The organism is Xanthomonas euroxanthea, from assembly GCF_900476395.1.
GTDB lineage: Bacteria > Pseudomonadota > Gammaproteobacteria > Xanthomonadales > Xanthomonadaceae > Xanthomonas > Xanthomonas euroxanthea.
This window is the reverse complement of record NZ_UIHB01000002.1, coordinates 813,129-831,712: the sequence shown is the minus strand read 5'-3', so window position 1 is coordinate 831,712 and position 18,584 is coordinate 813,129. Positions and strand designations below refer to the sequence as shown.

The window sequence follows — 18,584 nt, the reverse complement described above, 5'->3', positions numbered from 1 at the left end:
ACGCTGATCAGCTGGCGTCCTGGTGTTGACTGAGGAAAGCCCGGGTTGCTGGCGGTTTGGTTTTGGTCGAGGAGAGCCCGATTGGCTGGCGCCTTGATTCCATGCGTGGGAGCGGCCCGCGGGCGCCGGGGCAGGACACGCCGTGAACCCATCCATGGGGGCTCTTACACGCGCCATGTCGTGTAAGGTCCCGCCCCGGCGCCCGCGGACCACTCTCGAATGTTCCTGCGTTGGCGGAACGGAGAGCAGATTGGCACGCATCAAAATCGAGCACTGAACCGGCTGCCGTTTTTCGTCGCCCAACGTCGCGGAAACGACTCGCCGAAGCGACAGCGTGGCCGGGGATTGGCGGAGAGCGGCACAGGGATGTGCCGCGGCGGCGAGTCAGACAGGATGTTTGACCGAGCCGAGGAGCCAGTCCGCAGACGCGCTGCCGCCCTCACCGAAGCCAGCGACTGACAGCCGCTTGATTGGCAGTGCCCGGAGAACCCGTACCCTCACCCCAACCCCTCTCCCGACGGGAGAGGGGCTCAGGCAGCGCGTAACGTTCAAGACTCAAGCGCAACGCTCGCCGGCGGCATCTTCGGCACACCGCGCGCACGTCGTACCAGCGCTGCTGCGCCATTGCTCATGTCATCGAGAATCGCGTAGATCGTCGGCAGGAACAGCAGGCTCACCACCGTCGAAAATGCCAGCCCGCCGGCAATCGCGCGGGCCATCGGGAAGTACGGCGGGCCGTCGCTGAACATCGTGGTGCTGGTCAGCGAGATCGGCACCATCGCCAGGATGGCGGTGCCCATCGTCATCATGATCGGCCGCAGGCGCTCGCGTGAGCCTTCGATCAGCGCCTGGGTGCGGCCCATGCCGCGGCGGCGCAGGTTGTTGATGTGCTCGATCATCACGATGCCGTTGTTCACCACCACGCCCATCAACACCAGGATGCCGATGAAGGACATGATCCCGAACGAAGTGCCGGTGATCCAGAACAGCCAGAACACCCCGAAGATCGAAAACACCACGCCGCTCATGATCGCCGCAGGAAACAGCAGCGACTCGAACACCGCCGCCATCACCACATAGATCATCACCAGCGCGATCACCAGGTTGAACACCATCTGGCCCATCGCTTCGCCGTCGTCCTGGTAATCGCCGCCGTCGAAGGTGTAGCTGTAACCGGCCGGGAAGCTCATTGCCTTGAGCGGCTTTTCCATTGCCGCGCGTGCTTCCGGTACGGTGACCTTGCTGGCCAGGTTGGCCTTGATGGTCAGCGTGGTCTGCCGATTGGTACGGCCGATCTGCGTGGCGGCCGGGCGAATCTGCACATCCACCAGGCTGAGCAACGGCACGCTGCGGCCATCCTTGGTGCGCACCGTGAAGCTGGCCAGGTCTTCCGGCTTGCTCTGTTCGGCGCCGGCAAAGCGCACCCACACCGGCACCTCGTTGTCGCCGCGGCGGAACTCGCGCAATGGCGTGCCACGCAAGGCCAGGCCCACGAAGCTTGCCACCTGTTCGGCACTGAAGCCGAAGGCCGCCGCACGCTCGCGGTCCACCCGGATCGCCAACTCGCTGGTGCGATCGCCGGTATCCACATGGACATCGCGCAATTCCTTGCGCTGCGCCAGCAATGGGATCACCTCATCGGCCAAGGCCTGCAGGGCCTGGGTCGAGTCGCCGACCAGCTGCACCTGCACCCCTTGATTGCCGCTGCCGCCATCGCCCTGGTTGCCGATGCTGTAGTCCGCACGTGCCGAGCGCGGCAATGCCTTGCGGATCTGTTCCAGCAGCGGTGGCAGGTCCTTGACCTTGCCCGCGTCGAAGGTCACGGTGGTGCTGCTGCCTTCGGCCTCGCTGAACCACGAATAGATCTGGGTGATGTGGTACTTGTCGCGATGGGCCTGCAGGTAGTGCTCGACCCGCCCGACCTCCTCGCCCATCTGCTCATGGGTGTACGAGCCTTTCCACTGGTACTGGATGAAGGCCTCGTTGCCGCCGTCGCCACCGAACATGTCGACCTTGGTCAACTTCATCGGCACCAGGCTGATCGCACTGACCAGCACGATGCCGGCCACGCTCCAGCCGCGATGCGCCAGCGTCCACGCCAGCACCCTGGCGTAACGGCGCTGCAGCCGTGCGATCACGCCGCGCTCGGAGCTCACCATCGGCGGTGTCTTCATGCGCGCCGACAACATCGGAATCAGGCTGATGGCCACCAACCATGAAGCCAGCAACGATACCGAAATGGTGATCGCGATCTGTGCCATGAAGATGCTGATGTTGTTGGTCTCGCCGAACAGGTTCGGCACGAACACGATGCAATGGCACAAGGTGCCGGCGCTGAGCGCGATCGCCACACTGCGCGTGCCGAGCAAGGCCGCCAGCTGCGGTTGGCCGGGCATGCGCTCGCGCTCCTGGTAGATGCTTTCCACCACCACCACCGCGTTGTCGACCAGCATGCCGACCGCCAGCAACAGGCCCATCATGGTCAGGATGTTGAGCGTGACGCCGACGAAATACATGAAGCCCAGCGTGATCGCAAAGCAGATCGGAATCGCCAGCGTCACCATCAGCGTCGATGGCCAGTGGCGCAGGAAGAAGAACAGCACCGTGATCGACAACAGCAAGCCCACCGCGCCGGCTTCTGCCAGCTCCGCCAGCGACGAGGTCACCGCCTTGCCCTGGTTGTCGATCACCTTGATCTGCACATCGCGCATCGCAGGTTCGGCGCGAATGTCTTCGACCTCCTTCAACGCCGCCCTGGACACATCCACCAGGTTGGCGCTGCGCTCCTTGTAGATATCCAGCCCGATCGCCGGCCGTCCATCCAGGCGGCGTCCGTAATTCATCCGCGTCGGCTTCAGCCGCACCTGCGCAATATCGCCAAGACGCAGCCCTTTTGCGTTGAGCACCAGCTCGCGCAACTCCTGCAAGTCGCGCAATTCGCCGATCGGCTGGACCCGAATGCGCTGGCCGTTGTCATCGATCTGGCCGGCGGACACCGAGAAATTGAGCTTGCCCAGGCGCTCGCTCAACTCATTGAGGCTGAGGTCGTGCGCAGTGAGCCGGTCTGGCGCGATCGCGATCTCCACCTCGTTCGGCGGTGCGCCGGAGATCTCCACCTTGGCCACGCCGGGAATCCGTTCGATGCGCCGCTTGAATTCGCGGTCGAGCATGTCGTACGCGCCGGTCAGGTCGGTCTGGCTGGCCAGGCGCACCTTGAGCACCGGTTCGTCGCTGCTGGACCATTTGTAGATGTGGAAGCGCTGCAGATCTTCCGGAAAATCGTCACGGATGGCATCCAGCCGCTCGCGCGCATCCGATGCGGCGATGGCGATGTCGCGATCCCAGTCGGAGAACTCGATGAAGATGTTGGCGCCATCGGCGGTGGCGGTCGAGCGCATGCGCTTGATGCCGGTCATCGTCGCCAGCGCCTCTTCGGCCGGGCGCACCAGGTTGCGTTCCACCTCGTCCGGGGTGGAGCCGGTGTACGGCAGTTGCACGAACAGGAACGGCGCGGAAATGTCCGGCAGCGCCTCCAGTGGCAGCCGGAATGCGGCAATCAGCCCCACCACCACCAGCGAGACAAAGCACATGATGGTGGTGACCGGGCGACGGATGCTGAAGGCGGCAACGCTCATAGCGCCTCCAGCCCGTCGGAGTTCCCGGGTGCCTGCGCACGCTGCCCGGCCATGCGTCGGCCACGCTCCAGGTAGTACGCATCGGCGCGTCGATCCAGCAGGTCGTACACCACCGGGATCACCAGCAGGGTCAGCAGCGTGGACACCAGCAACCCGCCGATCACGGTGATCGCCATCGGCGCGCGCACCTCGGCACCCTCACCCATTGCCACCGCCAGCGGCAGGAAACCGAACAAGGTGCACAGCGTGGTCATCACGATCGGCCGCAAGCGCGAACGCGCACCTTCGATCAAGGCCTCGCGCTTGGGCACGCCGTCCTCGCGCAACTGGTTGACCTTGTCGATCAGGATGATCGCGTTCTTGGTCACCAACCCCACCAGCAGGATCAAGCCGATGAATACCACCACCGACACCGGCTTGCCGGTCATCAGCAAGGCCAGCACCGCGCCGACCATCGCCAGCGGGATGGTGAACAGGATGACGAACGGATGCAGCAGCGATTCGAACTGCGAGGCCATCACCAGGTAGACCAGGAAGATCGCTAGGCCGAACGCGAACAGCAGCGACTTCACCGATTGCGCCAGCTCCTCGCCCTGCCCGCCGATATGCATGCCCACGCCGGCGGCCAGCGGATCGTTGCGCACCATCGACTCGACCTCGCGCACCGCACCGCCCAGGTCCATGTCATGCAGGCTGGCCGAGACGATCGCCACGCGGGTCTGGTCGGCGCGATGGATCTCGCTCGGCCCGGTCGTCGCCACCACCTCGGCCACCGCCGCCAGACGCACCGGCCGGCTGCTGCCGGGGTTGACGATCAGCTGCCGGATCGCGTCCACGCTGGCGCGGTCGCTGTGCTGCGCGCGCACCAGCACGTCGATCTTGCGATCGCGAAAGCTGTAACGCGTGGCCACGTCCCCGCGCACCTTCTTGACGATGACATCGGCGATCTGGCGCGTGGTCAAGCCCAGCGCACCGGCGCGCTCCTGGTCGAAACGGATCTGGATCTCCGGGAAGCCCTCCTCCACCGTCGACTTGACGTCGGCATAGTGGCCATTGGCCCGCAGCATCGCCGCCAGCTTCTGCCCGGCACGTTCCAGCTCGCCCAGGTCCTGCCCACGCAGCTCCACTTCCAGCGGCGTGGAAAAACTGAACAACGCCGGCCGTGCAAAATCCACCTGCGCCCCCGGGTGCCCGGCCATGCTGTTGCGCAGCCGCGTGGTGGCCGCCGCTTCCACTGCCGGGCTGCCGCCACCGGCCATCACCACGGTGAGCTTGCCGATGTTCTCGCCGCTTTCGGTGGGATTGGCGTCCAGCCGCGTGCCGCTGCCGCTCACCCCATACAACGAGGCGATGCCCGGGTCCTTGTCGTGCGCCAGCTGCAACTCGCGCACCAGCGCGTCGGTCTGCGCCAACGGCGTACCGGAAGGCAGCTTCACGGTCATTTCGAAGCGGTCCTGCGCCAGCTGCGGAATCAGGTCCGCCCCCAGCATCGGCACCAGCAACACGGTGCCGACAAACGCGGCAGCCGCCAGTCCCAGCACCAACCCGGGCCGCCGTAACGCCGCCGGCAGCATCGCCAGATAGCCACGCTCGGCGCGGCCATACGGCGCCATCGCCAGATCGCTGGCCTTGCGCATCACCGGCGACACCACCCGCGCGATGCCGCGCCACAGCCGGACCACCGCCCACGCCACAGCGAAGAACGCATAGCGCACGCTCGCCCCGGCTCCGCGCCGGCCGGCGGCTACCGGCTTGAGCCAGCGCTGCTGCGGCTGCCACTGCGGGTGGCTCGGCTCGTCCGGGAACGCCATCGGCGGTGCGCCCTTGAGCGAACTCAGCATCGGGATCAGCGTCATCGACACCACCAGCGAGATCGCGATCGCGATCGCCACGGTCATCGCCTGGTCGCGGAACAGCTGCCCGGCGATGCCTTCGACGAACACCAGCGGCAGGAACACCGCGATCGTGGTCAGCGTGGACGCCATCACCGCCATGCTCACTTCACGGGTGCCGGCGATTGCGGCATCCAGCACGCTCAGGCCGCGCTCGCGCGCCTTGGCGATGCTTTCCAGCACCACGATCGAATCGTCCACCACCAGGCCGGTGGCCAGCGCCAGACCGCCCAGCGACATCACGTTGAGGCTCAGGCCCAGCTGGCCCATGAAGAAGAACGTGGTGATGATCGACACCGGCAGCGACAGGCTGATCACGAAGGTGCTCCAGCCATCGCGCAGGAACAGGAAGATGATCAGGATCGCCAGCACGCCGCCGATCACCGCATCCTTCTTGACGTCGCTGATCGCGTGCTCGATGAAGTGCGACTGGTCCTCGATGGTGGTGATTTCGACATCGCCGGGCACGGTCGCCTTCAACTGCTCCAGCCGCTTGCGCAGCGCTGCGGCGGTGGACACGGTGTTGGCGTCGCCTTCCTTGTAGATCGCCAGCTCCACCGCTTCCTTGCCGCCCAGGCGGATGATCGCCTCGCGCTCCTTGTAGCCCTGGCGCACCTCGGCCACATCCTTCAATCGCACCGGCATGCCGCCGGCAATGCTGCTGGTCGACGACGAGGACGTGCTCTGCACTTCGGCCGCCGCCGCCAGCGCCGCCTGCGATCCGGTGGACGCGGCGATCGCATACATCTGCTGCATCGCCGCTTCCGCGGCGCTGCCGCTGCTGCTCTGCGTGGTCACCAGCATGTTGCGGATCTCGTCCAGATCCACGAACTGGTTGACCGTGCGCACCAGGTACCGCTGCGAGCCTTCTTCCAGCCGGCCGCCGGAGATGTTGACGTTCTCCTCCTTGAGCCGGGTGATCACGTTGTCGATCGGCAGGTTGAGCTGGGCCAGCTTCTGCTGATCGATATCGACCTGGATCTCGTCCTCCAGCCCGCCGCCGACCTTGACCGCGGCCACGCCGGCCACCGGTTCGAGCTTCTTTTTCAGATCCTCGTCGGCATACCGACGCAAGCCGGTGAGCTGGCGGATCGCATCACTGTCGGAGGACGGTGCCTGCTTCGGCGACAACGCCAGCCGCATGATCGGCTCGGTCGATGGATTGAAGCGCAGCAACACCGGTGGCTTGGTTTCCAGCGGCAGCGACAAGGCTTCCATCTTGTCGCGCACCTCCAGGCTGGCCTGGTCCATGTTGGTGCCCCAGGCGAATTCCAGCACCACATCGCTCTGCCCGGTGCGCGAGATCGACTTGAGCTTGCGCAGGTTCTTGACCACGCCGACCGCTTCTTCCACCGGCTCGGTCACCAGCGTTTCGATTTCCGCCGGCGCCGCGCCGGTGTATTCGGTGCGCACGGTCAGCGTGGGATAGCTCAGATCCGGCAGCAGATTGACCTTGAGGCTGCGCAAGGCGATCAGGCCGAACAGCAGCATGGTCACGGTGATCATCGCGATGGTCACCCGCCGCCGCGTGGCGAAGGCCACCAGACCGCCACCGCCGGACAAGGGCGCATGCGGGTCGTGCACGGGTCCGTGCGGGTTGCCGTGATCGCTCATGAGCGCTTCCCGTCGCTGCCGGTTGCCGGCGCCGCAGCCGCAACCGGCTTGCGATCGGGCTGGCCGATCACCTGCACCGCAGTGCCATCGCGCAGCGCCACCTTGCCGGCGGTCACCACCTGGTCGCCTTCCTTCAGGCCTTGCCGCACTTCCAGCCACGGACCTTCGGCATAGCCGAGTTTCACCGGCACCCGGCTGGCCTTGCCGTTGCGCACCACGAATACCGCCGGCTCGCCATCGTCCAGCAATGCCAGGCGCGGAATCACCAATGCATCCTTGCGCTGGTCGTAGTCGATGCGGATGCGCCCGAACATGCCCGGCTGCAGCGCTTCGGCGCCCTGGCCAAACGCACAGATCACCCGGAAGGTGCCGCTGCCCGAATCCACCACCGGCGCAATGCGATCGACCTTGCCGATGAACTGCTGGCCGGGCAAGGCATCGGCCAGCAAGGTCACCGGCTGGCCGGATTTGAGCGTGGCCAGTTCGCGCTCGGGCACGTTGAGCGTGGCTTCCAGCTGCGAGTCGTCGACGATGCGGAAGATCGGCGTATTGATCTGCACGAAGTTGCCGGTCTTGATCGAGCGCGAGGCGATCACCCCGGAAATCGGCGCCTGCACCGTGGTGTAGGACAGTTCCAGCGATGCCAGGCGGTGCTGCGCGCGGCTGTTTTCGACATCGAACTTGAGCTGGTCGACATCGGCGGCACTGACCAGTTGCTGCCCCACCAACTGGGTGGCGCGGCGGTAGCTGTTCTCCAGCTTGCGCAGCTGCGCCTCGCTTTGCGCCACCGCCAGATGCGCGCGGTCCGGATCCAGGCGGACCAGCGCCTGGCCCGCGGACACCTTCTGCCCCTCTTCCACCATCACCGCCAGCGCCACGCCGGAGGTCTTTGCCACCACCTGTGCTTCGGCACGCGGCTCCAGTGCGGCGGTGCCGGTATAGCTGGCCGCCACCGCACGGCGTGCGGCCTTGGCAATTTCCACCGGCACCGCGTCGACGCTCTTCTTTTCCTCAGCCGCCTTGGCCGCGCCACCTCCGGCCTTGCAACCGCCCAACAACAGGCTCGTGGTGATCAACAATGCGGCGGCGCAGGTTCCGCTGCGGCCGGGCAAGAAAGAGCGTGGCGACATCGTCGTGTCCTAGTGGATGCGTGAACAGGTGTTGTAGGCAAGTAGACCACCCGAACGATGATGTCGCCAATGCGCCAAAGGTCATGGTCTGTTCAAGTTCGCCTATTCACCCCGTTTGCGCGGGGCCAAATCGCAGGCATACTCGGACCGGTTCCGTCATGCCCCCACGTGCGGACGTTCAATCAGTCTTCCGGATACGAAACCATGCGCCCGCAGCCGCTCGCCGCTTGTCTCGCTCTGGTCGTCTTCCTGCCGTTTGGGGGCGCATCAGCGACACCATCAGTCCCGCCAGCCGCACCCGCCACGCCTGCGCCCACTGCTGCGGCGGCCACCCCCGCAGCGCCCACCGGCAACCCGTCCAACGGCCGCTTGCTGGCCTATACCTGTCAGGGGTGCCACGGGGTTACCGGGTACAAGAACGCCTATCCGAGTTATCGCGTGCCCAAGATCGGCGGCCAGTCCAGTCAGTATCTGACCCAGGCGCTGACCGAGTACCGCCAGGGCAAACGCAAGCATCCCACCATGCAAGCGCAGGCGCAGAGCTTTTCCGAGCAGGACATCGCCGATATCTCCGCCTACCTGTCCACCCTCAAATAAGCGCCCACATGCCGAACGCCCTGCACGCTCCGCGTCTAGCCATCGTCCTGGTCGCTGCCCTGATGGTGGCGGCCTGCTCCCAATCCCAGGTGGAGTCCACCGATCATTCCGCCGGCGATGCCGGCCACGCCAGCGGCGAACATGGCTCCGGTTCGTCCGCCGGGCTGCCGACCGGGCGCGCCGAGGCCGGAGACAAGCTGGCGCATGCGAAGGGCAAGGCCACCGGCCAGAGCTGCATCGATTGCCATGGCGCCGACGGCAATGTTCCCATCGACCCCAGCTATCCCAAGCTCGGCGGCCAGTACGGCGACTACCTTGCGCACGCCCTGCAGGCCTACCGCAGCGGCGATCGCCAGCACCCGCTGATGACCGCACAGGCCACCGCGCTGAGCGATCAGGACATTGCCGATCTGGCCGCCTACTTTGGTGCGCGGCAGACGCAGCTGCGCGATCTGCACGGCGTCAACTGAGTTGCAGACGCGTCGGGTGCCCCGCGCACGTTGCGTCTCATTCGAGATGAAAAAGCACTTGCGCGAACATTAACAGGCCGCTATCATTTCGTTCTCAGTTTCGTGGGGCCATAGCTCAGCTGGGAGAGCGCCTGCATGGCATGCAGGAGGTCGGCGGTTCGATCCCGCCTGGCTCCACCAATCCTGGCTTAGGCCGCCAGGTAGACAAACTCAGGTTTTGATATGCGTCCCCATCGTCTAGAGGCCTAGGACACCACCCTTTCACGGTGGACACCGGGGTTCGAATCCCCGTGGGGACGCCAATCATCAGAAAGCCTCGGCATCGCCGGGGCTTTTTTTTGCGTGTTTTTCGGCATCGCTCGTGTGTCGTGGATCTGCACGCGGCCCACCTGGTGCGGCATGTCGTCATGCGGATATCGAAGATGCAGCGGCAGCGTGTTGCCGCAGTGCAAGCGGCCCCTTTGCTGATCCGCCGCCGGCTGCAGCGCAACTGCACGCATGCCGATGACCGCGAACGCGCACCCCTTGCTACGCGGGTCGATCACTTGCGCAAGGACTGTCGCACATGCCCAGCCTGCGGAAAACCACGGCCACTGCATCGTTGCGCTCTACCCGATCAGACGATCCCCGCACAGCGACATCCAGCTCGATCAATCGGCGATGCTTGAACGCATCACATACTTGCGCCTGCACGCGCCATGCTGATCCCGGCCACCGGCAAATCGCTCAGCACATCTTTTTTGCACGCACCACTTCCCAAGCGTCATCGATGTCGCTATGATTGCCGGCTCGCAGCATCGTGGGGCCATAGCTCAGCTGGGAGAGCGCCTGCATGGCATGCAGGAGGTCGGCGGTTCGATCCCGCCTGGCTCCACCAATATTCCCGACATAGGCCGTCTGGAATCTACAACCAGGTTTTGATACGCGTCCCCATCGTCTAGAGGCCTAGGACACCACCCTTTCACGGTGGACACCGGGGTTCGAATCCCCGTGGGGACGCCAATCATCAGAAAGCCTCGGCATTGCCGGGGCTTTTTTTGCCTGATGCTACTCAGCAGCCCCCTGCTTCACCGCACGCGATCGGTAGCGACGCGACCACGCATCGTTGAGCTGCCAGTTCAACGAGCCCATCGACTACGGGCGCGGGGCGGTGTCGCTGCATCCACACGCACGCACCGCCGATCAACTGTGGAACGTGTGCACTCGATGACGCACCAACCGGCTTGCGCATCGAGCAACGTCCGCACAATGCCAGATCAGGTCTGGCCGACATCCAGCGCCTTGCGGCCTTCGTGGGTGAGATCGATATCGCCGTCTTCGGCCTGTGTCGCATAGCCGGCGCGCACCGCCCAGTTGGCCTCTTCGTCGGTCACCGGCTTGGTGTCGTGGATGTCGCGCAAAATGCGCAGCTGCTGCGAAGAATCAAAATCCATGGAAGCCACCTGCTTGAAAGAGCTATCCAAGGTACGCACCGCGCGTGATGGTTGCGTGCCTGCAGGCGCAAGGTGGCAGGGCTGTCTCATCTCGACTGCATTCTTCAGCAATTACGTGGCAGCGATGCGGGCCAGCGAACACGCTGCCATGCAAGCACGGCACGACGCTGCGCCGCCTGGCGCACACCATCGACACCCCCTCGCTCCACGCCCGACGGCACTGCGCGAGCGTGGCGATGCAATCACCAGCCTGCTCCGGCACGGCTGTCGAGCGCCAAAAAGAAAAGCCCCTCTGACCGTCGCCAGAAGGGCTTTGCTTGTACCGCTACATCCTGGTGCCGAAGGTGGGACTCGAACCCACACGCTTTTAAGGGCGGCGGATTTTGAGTCCGCTGCGTCTACCGATTCCGCCACTTCGGCGTGGCCGCGCAGTATAGCGAGTTGTACATGAAACGAACAGTGTCAGAACGCGCCTGACGAATTCAGGTGCAAGCGGAGTCATCAGCGCCGCGGCGAAGCAGTGTCGATATACTGGCCGACTTAGGTGAAGGAGTAAGCAATGTCGGTGTTGCGTGGAGTTCGGGTACTGGTGGTCGAGAACGACCAGATGAATGCCATGCTGCTCGACCTGCAGCTCGTCCAGGCCGGTGCCGTCGTGCTGGGTCCGGTCGGAGAGGTTGCACAGGCGCTGACGCTGATCAAGGCCGATGCGCCGGAAATCGCGGTGCTCGATTACCGTCTTGGCAACGGCGAGACCAGCGAGCCGGTCGCCCGACTGTTGTCGGAACTGGGGATTCCGTTCGTGCTGGCCACCGGTGTTGCCAGTGGCACCATCCCCGGCGGCTTCGAACGCGGCGTGATCCTGACCAAGCCTTACTTGTCCGAAGAGCTGATCAGCGCGCTGTCCAGGGCACGGCAGCTGAGCGGTGCCGCCAGCTGAGCGCGACCGCCTACCGGTGTGTCGCCAGCACGTGGCGCGGTCGATAGTTGGCACTCTTAGGTAACCAATCGCGCCACTGCTGCGCTTAACGCAGGCCGTTCGCGCTGCCGTGCCGGTTGTCGCAAACCCCTCGCCTACAGCCCGCTTGCCACTAGAATCGTGCATCCAGGCATGATGGGCAGGTCACCCAATGGATAGCGTCGTGTCGCCGTTTGCCGGTCTGCTGCCGGAAACGTGCGAGATCGCCGGATTATTGTCGTCGTCCGCATGCGCCGCCGATCCGCTGCTGCGCGACAGCCAGGCGCTGCGGACGACCCTCTCGGTGTGCCTGCACGCGCAGGTTCCGATGCTGCTGGTCTGGGGCGACCAGTCGCGCTGCATCTACAACGATGCCTGCATCGCGCTGCTGGGCGAGCGCCACCCGGCAGCATTCGGCCAGCCATTGGCGGAACTTTCAGACACCACTGAAGCCGACCACCACGGTGCGCATCCGCATGCGGCATTGCCGCTGTCGGCGTGGTCGTGCAGCCCGATCCTGCAGGCCGGCGAACGTCTGGGCATGTTGTATGTCGCCGGCACACTCGCCCCTGCTGCGGCACAGACCCGTAGCGAGGCCGAGCCTGCAGCGGTGTCCACCGCGCTCGATCAGTCGCCGGCCTTCATGGCGGTGCTGCGTGGCCCCGGTTATATCGTCGAGAGCGCGAATCAACGCTTCCACGACCTGGTCGGCCACCGTCCGTTGCTTGGCCGTCCACTGCTCGAGGCGATGCCGGAACTCGCCGACCAGGGCTATGTCGAGCTGCTCGATGAGGTGCGACGCAGCGGCCGTCCTTTCATCGGCGAATCGATGGCGGCCTATCTGCAGCGCAGGCCCGGCAGCGTGCTGGATCAGACCTTCGTGGATTTCCTGTATCAGCCCATGCGCGAGCGCGATGGCCGCATCGACGCGATCCTGGTGCACGGATTCGATGTCACCGAGCAACGCAACGTGGCCAGTCGCGACAGCTTCTTGCTGATGCTCGAAGACGCGCTGCAGAACGTCTCCGATCCGCGCCAGATCATCGATACCAGTGTGCGATTGCTGGGCGAACATCTGCAGGTCAATCGCTGCGCGTTTGGCCTGGCGGCGGCCGACGGCAGGACCATGCACGTGATCAGCGACCATGTGCAGGACATGCCGAGCCTGCAGGGCGATTTTCCGCTGGAAGTGGCACAGGGCTTGCGCGACGCCTTGCTGGAAAACCGCCCCTGGTTCACCACCGATGCGATGGCGCCCGGTGCACCGGACTATGTGGCGCAGCAGTACCGCCGCTCAGGCCTGCGCGCGTCACTGGCGATTCCGCTGCACAAACACGGCCGCCTGGTCGCGGCCATCGGCGTGCATCAACGCGCACCGCGGCGATGGTTGTCCACCGAGATCGAACTGGTCCGCCTGGTCGCTGCACGCTGCTGGGAGTCCATGCAACGCGCCAAGGCACAGCAGCAACTGGCCGCCAACGAAGCGCGGCTGCGCCGACTGGCCGACACGCTGCCGCAGATCATCTTCATCGCCGACCGGGAGGGTCAGCCGCATTACTTCAATCGGCGCTGGTACGAATACACCGGACTGGATCCTTCAGACAACCAGACCGCTGCATGGCATCGGGCGCATACCGCCGATGGCCTGCGGGTGTCTTCGCAGGCCTGGGCGCTGGCAGTCGATGGCGAGCGCGCCTATGAAATGGAGTGCGAACTGCAACGCCACGATGGCCAGAGGCGCTGGCACCTGGCGCGCGCCCTGCCCGTGCGCGGCGACGACGGCAGCATCGGCGAGTGGATCGGCACCTACACCGACATCCATGACCGTCGTGCGTTCGAGCAACAGCTGCGCGAAAGCGAAGTGCGCTTCCGCGCCTTGTGCGAGACGGTGCCGGCAATGATCTGGATGGCCGATGCGCAGGGTGACTGCGTGTACTGGAATCCGCGCTGGTACCACTTCACCGGGCAGGCCGAAGACCAGGCGATGAATCAGGGCTGGTGGGATGTGATGCATCCCGACGATGCCGAGCGCGTACGCCATGCGTTCGGGCAGGCATTGGCGCAACGTGGCGAGTTCCTGGCCGAGTACCGGGTGCGTCGTCACGATGGGCAGTATCGCTGGTGCATCGATACCGCATCGCCGCACTTCGCCAGCGATGGACGTTTTCTCGGCCACATCGGTTCGCTGACCGATATCTCCGAACGCAAGCACATCGAAGATGCCACCGCCTCCGACCGCGCCATCCTGAGCCTGATCACCACCGGCGCACCGCTGCCGGTGGTGCTGGATGCCATCGCATCGAGTGTGGAAGCGCGTGGCGAGACGACGTTGTATTGCGCGGTGATGGTGCTCGATGAGGTACGAAAAACGCTGAGCTTCGGCTCGGCGCCGCATTTTCCGATCGAGTACCGCGGGCATTTCGAAGCCTCGCCGATCGGGCTGAACGGGCCGCCCTGCGCGCGCTCTGCCTACCTCGGGCAGCAGGTGATCTGCGAGGACATCCAGGCCGACCCCAGCTTCAGCGACCATCATGCGGTGTCGTCGGCACTGGGCATCGTCGCCTGCTGCGTGACGCCCATCCTGGACAGCAACGGTCAGGTGCTGGGCACGCTCAACATCTACTACGATCGTGCTCACCTGCCCTCGCTGCGCGAACAGGCAATGGCACGCTCTGCATCGCATCTGGCCGGCATCGTCATCGAGCGCACGCGCGTGGACGCCAAGCTCAAGCAATCGCTGCAAGCCGAGACCGCCGCACGCAGCCAGGCCGAGCATGCCAGCCGGGTCAAGGACGAGTTTTTGGCCACGCTCAGCCACGAATTGCGCACGCCGCTCAACGCCATCCTCGGCTGGTCGCGGTTGATGCAGTCAGAGGTGTTCGATCCGGCCAATGTGGGCAAAGGCCTGATCATCATCGAGCGCAGTGCGCGTGCACAGACGCAGATCATCGACGACCTGCTCGACATGAGCGCGATCCTGTCCGGCAAGATCCGCCTGCAGGCAGAGCACTTCGATATCGCAGGACTGATGCGCAGCACGGTGGAACTGATGCAGCCGTCCGCACTGGCGCGCGACATCGCGCTGGAACTGGATGCGCCCGATGCAGGCGAACTGTGGTTCTTCGGCGATGCCGGGCGCCTGCAGCAGGTGCTGACCAATCTGCTCAGCAACGCACTCAAGTTCACCTCGCCCGGTGGCACGGTGCGGGTGGCGCTGGACATCGAGGACGAGCGGCTGCGGCTATGCGTGCAGGACACCGGCATCGGGATTGCAGCCGACTTCCTGCCGCACGTGTTCGACCGTTTTCGGCAGGCCGATGCCGGGACCACGCGCCGCGTCGGTGGGCTGGGGCTGGGCTTGTCGATCTCGCGTCAGTTGGTCGATCTGCACGGCGGCAGCCTGGGGGCATCCAGTGCAGGCGAAGGCAAGGGGGCGACCTTCACCATCGTGTTGCCGTTCCAGCACGGCGTCAGCGATCTGCGGCCGGCGGCGTCCGAGTCGCTGCAGGTCGGCCCGTTGCCGAGCGACTGCCTCGGGCGCCTGGATGGCGTGCGCCTGTTGCTGGTCGACGACGACCAGGATTCGCGCGAGGCGGTGGTGCAGTTCCTGATGCTGGCCGGCGCGCAGGTGCAGGCGGCCGGCTCGGTGGAGGCAGCCGAACAATGCCTGGCAGAGGCACCCTTCGACGTGCTGGTCAGCGATATCGCCATGCCGATGCGCGACGGCTACGACCTGATCCGCACGGTGCGCTCCGGTCGCACCGACCTGCCACGGCATATCCCCGCGATCGCCCTCACCGCCTATGTGCGCGAAGAAGACCGCGACCGTGCCGTAGTGGCCGGATTCGATGCGCATATGGGCAAGCCGGTGGAGCCGCCCGGACTGGTCGACCTGATCGAACGCCTGATCTTGCCGACGCGCGCGGTACGCAGCGAGGCGTGAGGTCGCCTGGAAACGGCTAATAAAACAGCGTGGTCAACCAGCGCTGTTTGCAACAAAACACACCGACCATCCCGACAGGTCCTTGCCCGCCCGCCGTCGCGAGACCTCACGCGGCATGGATGCCGCTACAAGGACGTAATTGCGGCGTGTCCCGCGGGGGTGGGCGGGCAAGGGCCCTGCAGCAAGGCCTCAGATCAGCCGCCTTACGACTGATCGTATCTGCATGGGCGCACCGCGGTGGTCGGAGGGCACGGACCCAGCAGCCAGTTGCAGATCAGCCTGCCCACGCACGATCCAATCGCAGCAGCAGACCCGCCGCCTTGCGAGCGGGTCTATCTACACTGCCCAGCCATGCCAGCACAGCCGCCGGGCACGCCGGGTCAGCTGCGCTTGGCGCGTGCGAATGCGGCGGCCAGCGCGTTGTCGGCCGGCGGTGCAGTGATGCGTGGCTTGTTGTTGCCCTGTGCCGGGCCACGTCCACCGCCACCGTCGCGCCTGCCCTGCCCCGGGCCGCCGTTGCCGCGCTGATCGCGCGATTGGGCTGCGCCATCGGCCGGTGGAGGCGTGTCGGACAGACGGCAGGTCAGTGCGATGCGTTTGCGCGCCACGTCCACTTCCAGCACCTTGACCTTGACGATATCGCCGGCCTTGACCACATCGCGCGGATCCTTGACGAAGGTGTCCGACAACGCGGAGATGTGCACCAAGCCATCCTGGTGCACGCCGATATCGACGAACGCACCGAATGCGGCCACGTTGCTGACCACGCCTTCGAGCACCATGCCGGGCTTGAGGTGCTTGATGTCCTCGATGCCTTCGGCGAACTGCGCGGCCTTGAACTCGGGACGCGGATCACGGCCGGGTTTTTCCAGCTCCTTGAGGATGTCGCGCACGGTCGGTACACCGAACTGTTCGTCGGTGAACAGCTCCGGCTTGAGTCCGCGCAGAAAGCTGCCGTCGCCCAGCAAGGCCTTGATCGGCTTGCCGGTGCTGCCGACGATGCGCTCGACCACCGGATAGGCTTCCGGGTGCACCGCCGAGACGTCCAGCGGCTCGTCGCCATCGGCGATGCGCAGGAAACCGGCGCATTGTTCGAAGGTCTTCTCGCCCAGACGCGGCACCTTGAGCAGGTCCTTGCGGCGCTTGAACGGGCCGTTGTCGTCGCGATGGCGCACGATGTTTTCCGCCACCGTGCTCGACAGCCCGGACACCCGCGACAGCAACGCCGCCGAAGCGGTGTTGACGTACACGCCGACCGCGTTGACGCAGTCTTCCACGCGCGCTTCCAGCGCCTTGGCCAAGCGATACTGGTCCACGTCGTGCTGGTACTGGCCCACGCCGATCGCCTTGGGTTCGATCTTGACCAGCTCGGCCAGCGGATCCTGCAGGCGTCGCGCGATCGACACCGCGCCGCGCAGCGACACGTCCAGGGTGGGGAACTCCTTGGCCGCGAATTCGGACGCCGAATACACCGACGCCCCCGCTTCGCTGACCACGATCTTCTGCAGCTTGCTCGCCCCGCACAGCGCGATCGCCTCACCAGCCAGCTTGTCGGTTTCGCGGCTGGCAGTGCCGTTGCCGATCGCGATCAGCTCCACGTTGTGCTGCAGGCACAGCTTCTTGATCGTCTGCAGCGACTGGTCCCATTGCCGCTTGGGCTCATGCGGATAGATCGTCTCGGTGGCCACCAGCTTGCCGGTGGCATCGACCACGGCGATCTTGCAGCCGGTGCGGATACCGGGGTCCAGCCCTAGCACCACGCGCGGGCCGGCCGGCGCGGCCAGCATCAGGTCCTTGAGATTGTCGCCGAACACGGCGATCGCCTCGGCCTCGGCCTTTTCGCGCGCCTGGTTGAACAGGTCCAGCAGCAGATGCATGTGCAGCTTGGCGCGCCAGGTCAGCCGGCAGGCATCCAGCAACCAGCGGTCGGCCGGGCGGTTCTGGTTGGAGATGCCGGCGTTGCGCGCCACACGCCCTTCGGCGTACTGATGGCCGGCCTCGGCATCGTTGCCCGGCTCCAGGTCCAGGTACAGGAACTCCTCGCGGCGCGCGCGAAACAGCGCCAACAGGCGGTGCGAGGGAATCCTGGACAGCGCTTCGGCGTGATCGAAGTAATCGCGGTACTTGGCGCCGGCCTCTTCCTTGCCCTCGGCAACGCGCGCGCGGATCACGCCGTTGTCGTTCAACCAGCCGCGCAGCTCGCCCACCAGGGCGGCGTCCTCGCCCCAGCGCTCCATCAGGATGGCGCGCGCGCCTTCCAGCGCCGCCTTGATATCGGCCACGCCCTTGTCTGCATCGATGAACGCAGCAGCAGCGACTTCCGGCGCCTGGTTCGGGTCGGCCAGCAGGCCATCGGCCAGCGGTTCCAGGCCGGCTTCGCGCGCGATCTGCGCGCGGGTGCGGCGCTTGGGCTTGTAAGGCAGGTACAGATCTTCCAGCCGCGACTTGGTGTCGGCCGCCACGATCTCACCGCGCAATTCGTCGCTGAGCTTGCCCTGCTCGCCAATGCTGGCCAGGATCGCCGCGCGCCGTTCTTCCAGCTCGCGCAGATAGGTCAGGCGCGTTTCCAGATTGCGCAGTTGCGTATCGTCCAGCCCGCCGGTGACTTCCTTGCGGTAGCGGGCAATGAACGGAACGCTGGCGCCTTCGTCGAGAAGGGCGATGGCGGCGCGCGCCTGGGCGGGTTGGGCACCGATCTCGTCGGCGATGGTGCGAGCGATCTGCTGGGCAAGCTGGCTATCGTGCATGGCGGCGCGGCCAAAGCCGCTTCACTGAAAAAAGCATTTTCGCAGTGCTGGCCCGCCGCGGGAACCCGTTGACAGGATCACCGTAAACCTGTGCCGGCGCACACTGAAGTGGCTGCCCAGGCTTGAAGTAGCTGGCTGGATGTCACGACGTCTCAGCGCGGGCGT

General features: G+C 65.4%; 9 protein-coding genes and 5 tRNA genes. 8 read left to right on the top strand and 6 right to left on the bottom strand.

What is annotated here, in order from left to right; translation table 11 throughout:
* Positions 1-548: 548 nt before the first annotated feature.
* Genes CPBF1521_RS10920 through CPBF1521_RS10910 form a run of 3 tightly spaced genes read right to left on the bottom strand, consistent with a single transcriptional unit; the run spans position 549 to position 8,271 of the window.
* Positions 549-3,635, bottom strand: a complete 3,087-nt coding sequence (locus tag CPBF1521_RS10920; protein ID WP_115676950.1) for an efflux RND transporter permease subunit — start codon at positions 3,633-3,635, stop codon at positions 549-551.
* Positions 3,632-7,141 carry an efflux RND transporter permease subunit gene (locus CPBF1521_RS10915; RefSeq protein ID WP_115676949.1) on the bottom strand — a complete coding sequence of 1,170 codons (3,510 nt, stop codon included), beginning with the start codon at positions 7,139-7,141 and terminating at the stop codon, positions 3,632-3,634. Before CPBF1521_RS10915 ends, CPBF1521_RS10920 begins: the two co-directional genes overlap by 4 nt.
* On the bottom strand, positions 7,138-8,271 hold the full coding sequence (locus CPBF1521_RS10910; protein ID WP_181901197.1) for an efflux RND transporter periplasmic adaptor subunit: 1,134 nt from the start codon (positions 8,269-8,271) through the stop codon (positions 7,138-7,140). Before CPBF1521_RS10910 ends, CPBF1521_RS10915 begins: the two co-directional genes overlap by 4 nt.
* Positions 8,272-8,475: 204 nt before the next feature.
* Between CPBF1521_RS10910 and CPBF1521_RS10905 the strand changes: the two genes are divergently transcribed.
* The 6 genes from CPBF1521_RS10905 (at position 8,476) to CPBF1521_RS10880 (ending at position 10,340) form a co-directional block, all read left to right on the top strand.
* On the top strand, positions 8,476-8,868 hold the full coding sequence (locus CPBF1521_RS10905; RefSeq protein WP_115676948.1) for a c-type cytochrome: 393 nt from the start codon (positions 8,476-8,478) through the stop codon (positions 8,866-8,868).
* 8 nt (positions 8,869-8,876) lie between these two features.
* The gene (locus CPBF1521_RS10900; RefSeq protein ID WP_164740057.1) at positions 8,877-9,338 is read left to right on the top strand and encodes a c-type cytochrome; all 462 of its coding nucleotides are present in this window, start codon (positions 8,877-8,879) and stop codon (positions 9,336-9,338) included.
* Between the two features lie 104 nt (positions 9,339-9,442).
* Positions 9,443-9,518, top strand: a tRNA-Ala gene (locus tag CPBF1521_RS10895).
* A gap of 46 nt (positions 9,519-9,564) precedes the next feature.
* Positions 9,565-9,640, top strand: a tRNA-Glu gene (locus CPBF1521_RS10890).
* Between the two features lie 499 nt (positions 9,641-10,139).
* Positions 10,140-10,215, top strand: a tRNA-Ala gene (locus tag CPBF1521_RS10885).
* Positions 10,216-10,264: 49 nt separating this feature from the next.
* Positions 10,265-10,340: transfer RNA gene (locus CPBF1521_RS10880), tRNA-Glu, on the top strand.
* Between the two features lie 254 nt (positions 10,341-10,594).
* On the opposite strand, the gene CPBF1521_RS10875 is transcribed toward CPBF1521_RS10880, so the two are convergent.
* The gene (locus CPBF1521_RS10875) at positions 10,595-10,771 is read right to left on the bottom strand and encodes a hypothetical protein (RefSeq protein ID WP_104582549.1); all 177 of its coding nucleotides are present in this window, start codon (positions 10,769-10,771) and stop codon (positions 10,595-10,597) included.
* Positions 10,772-11,104: 333 nt separating this feature from the next.
* A tRNA-Leu gene (locus CPBF1521_RS10870) sits at positions 11,105-11,191 on the bottom strand.
* Between the two features lie 139 nt (positions 11,192-11,330).
* Between CPBF1521_RS10870 and CPBF1521_RS10865 the strand changes: the two genes are divergently transcribed.
* Both CPBF1521_RS10865 and CPBF1521_RS10860 read left to right on the top strand, forming a co-directional pair.
* Positions 11,331-11,711 carry a response regulator gene (locus CPBF1521_RS10865; RefSeq protein ID WP_104582548.1) on the top strand — a complete coding sequence of 127 codons (381 nt, stop codon included), beginning with the start codon at positions 11,331-11,333 and terminating at the stop codon, positions 11,709-11,711.
* A 190-nt stretch (positions 11,712-11,901) separates the two neighbouring features.
* Positions 11,902-15,672, top strand: coding sequence for a PAS domain S-box protein (locus tag CPBF1521_RS10860; RefSeq protein ID WP_115676947.1), 3,771 nt, complete (start codon positions 11,902-11,904; stop codon positions 15,670-15,672).
* Between the two features lie 380 nt (positions 15,673-16,052).
* Here the strand turns inward: CPBF1521_RS10860 and CPBF1521_RS10855 are convergent, their stop codons facing one another.
* Positions 16,053-18,419, bottom strand: coding sequence for a Tex family protein (locus CPBF1521_RS10855; RefSeq protein ID WP_115676946.1), 2,367 nt, complete (start codon positions 18,417-18,419; stop codon positions 16,053-16,055).
* Positions 18,420-18,584 lie beyond the last annotated feature (165 nt).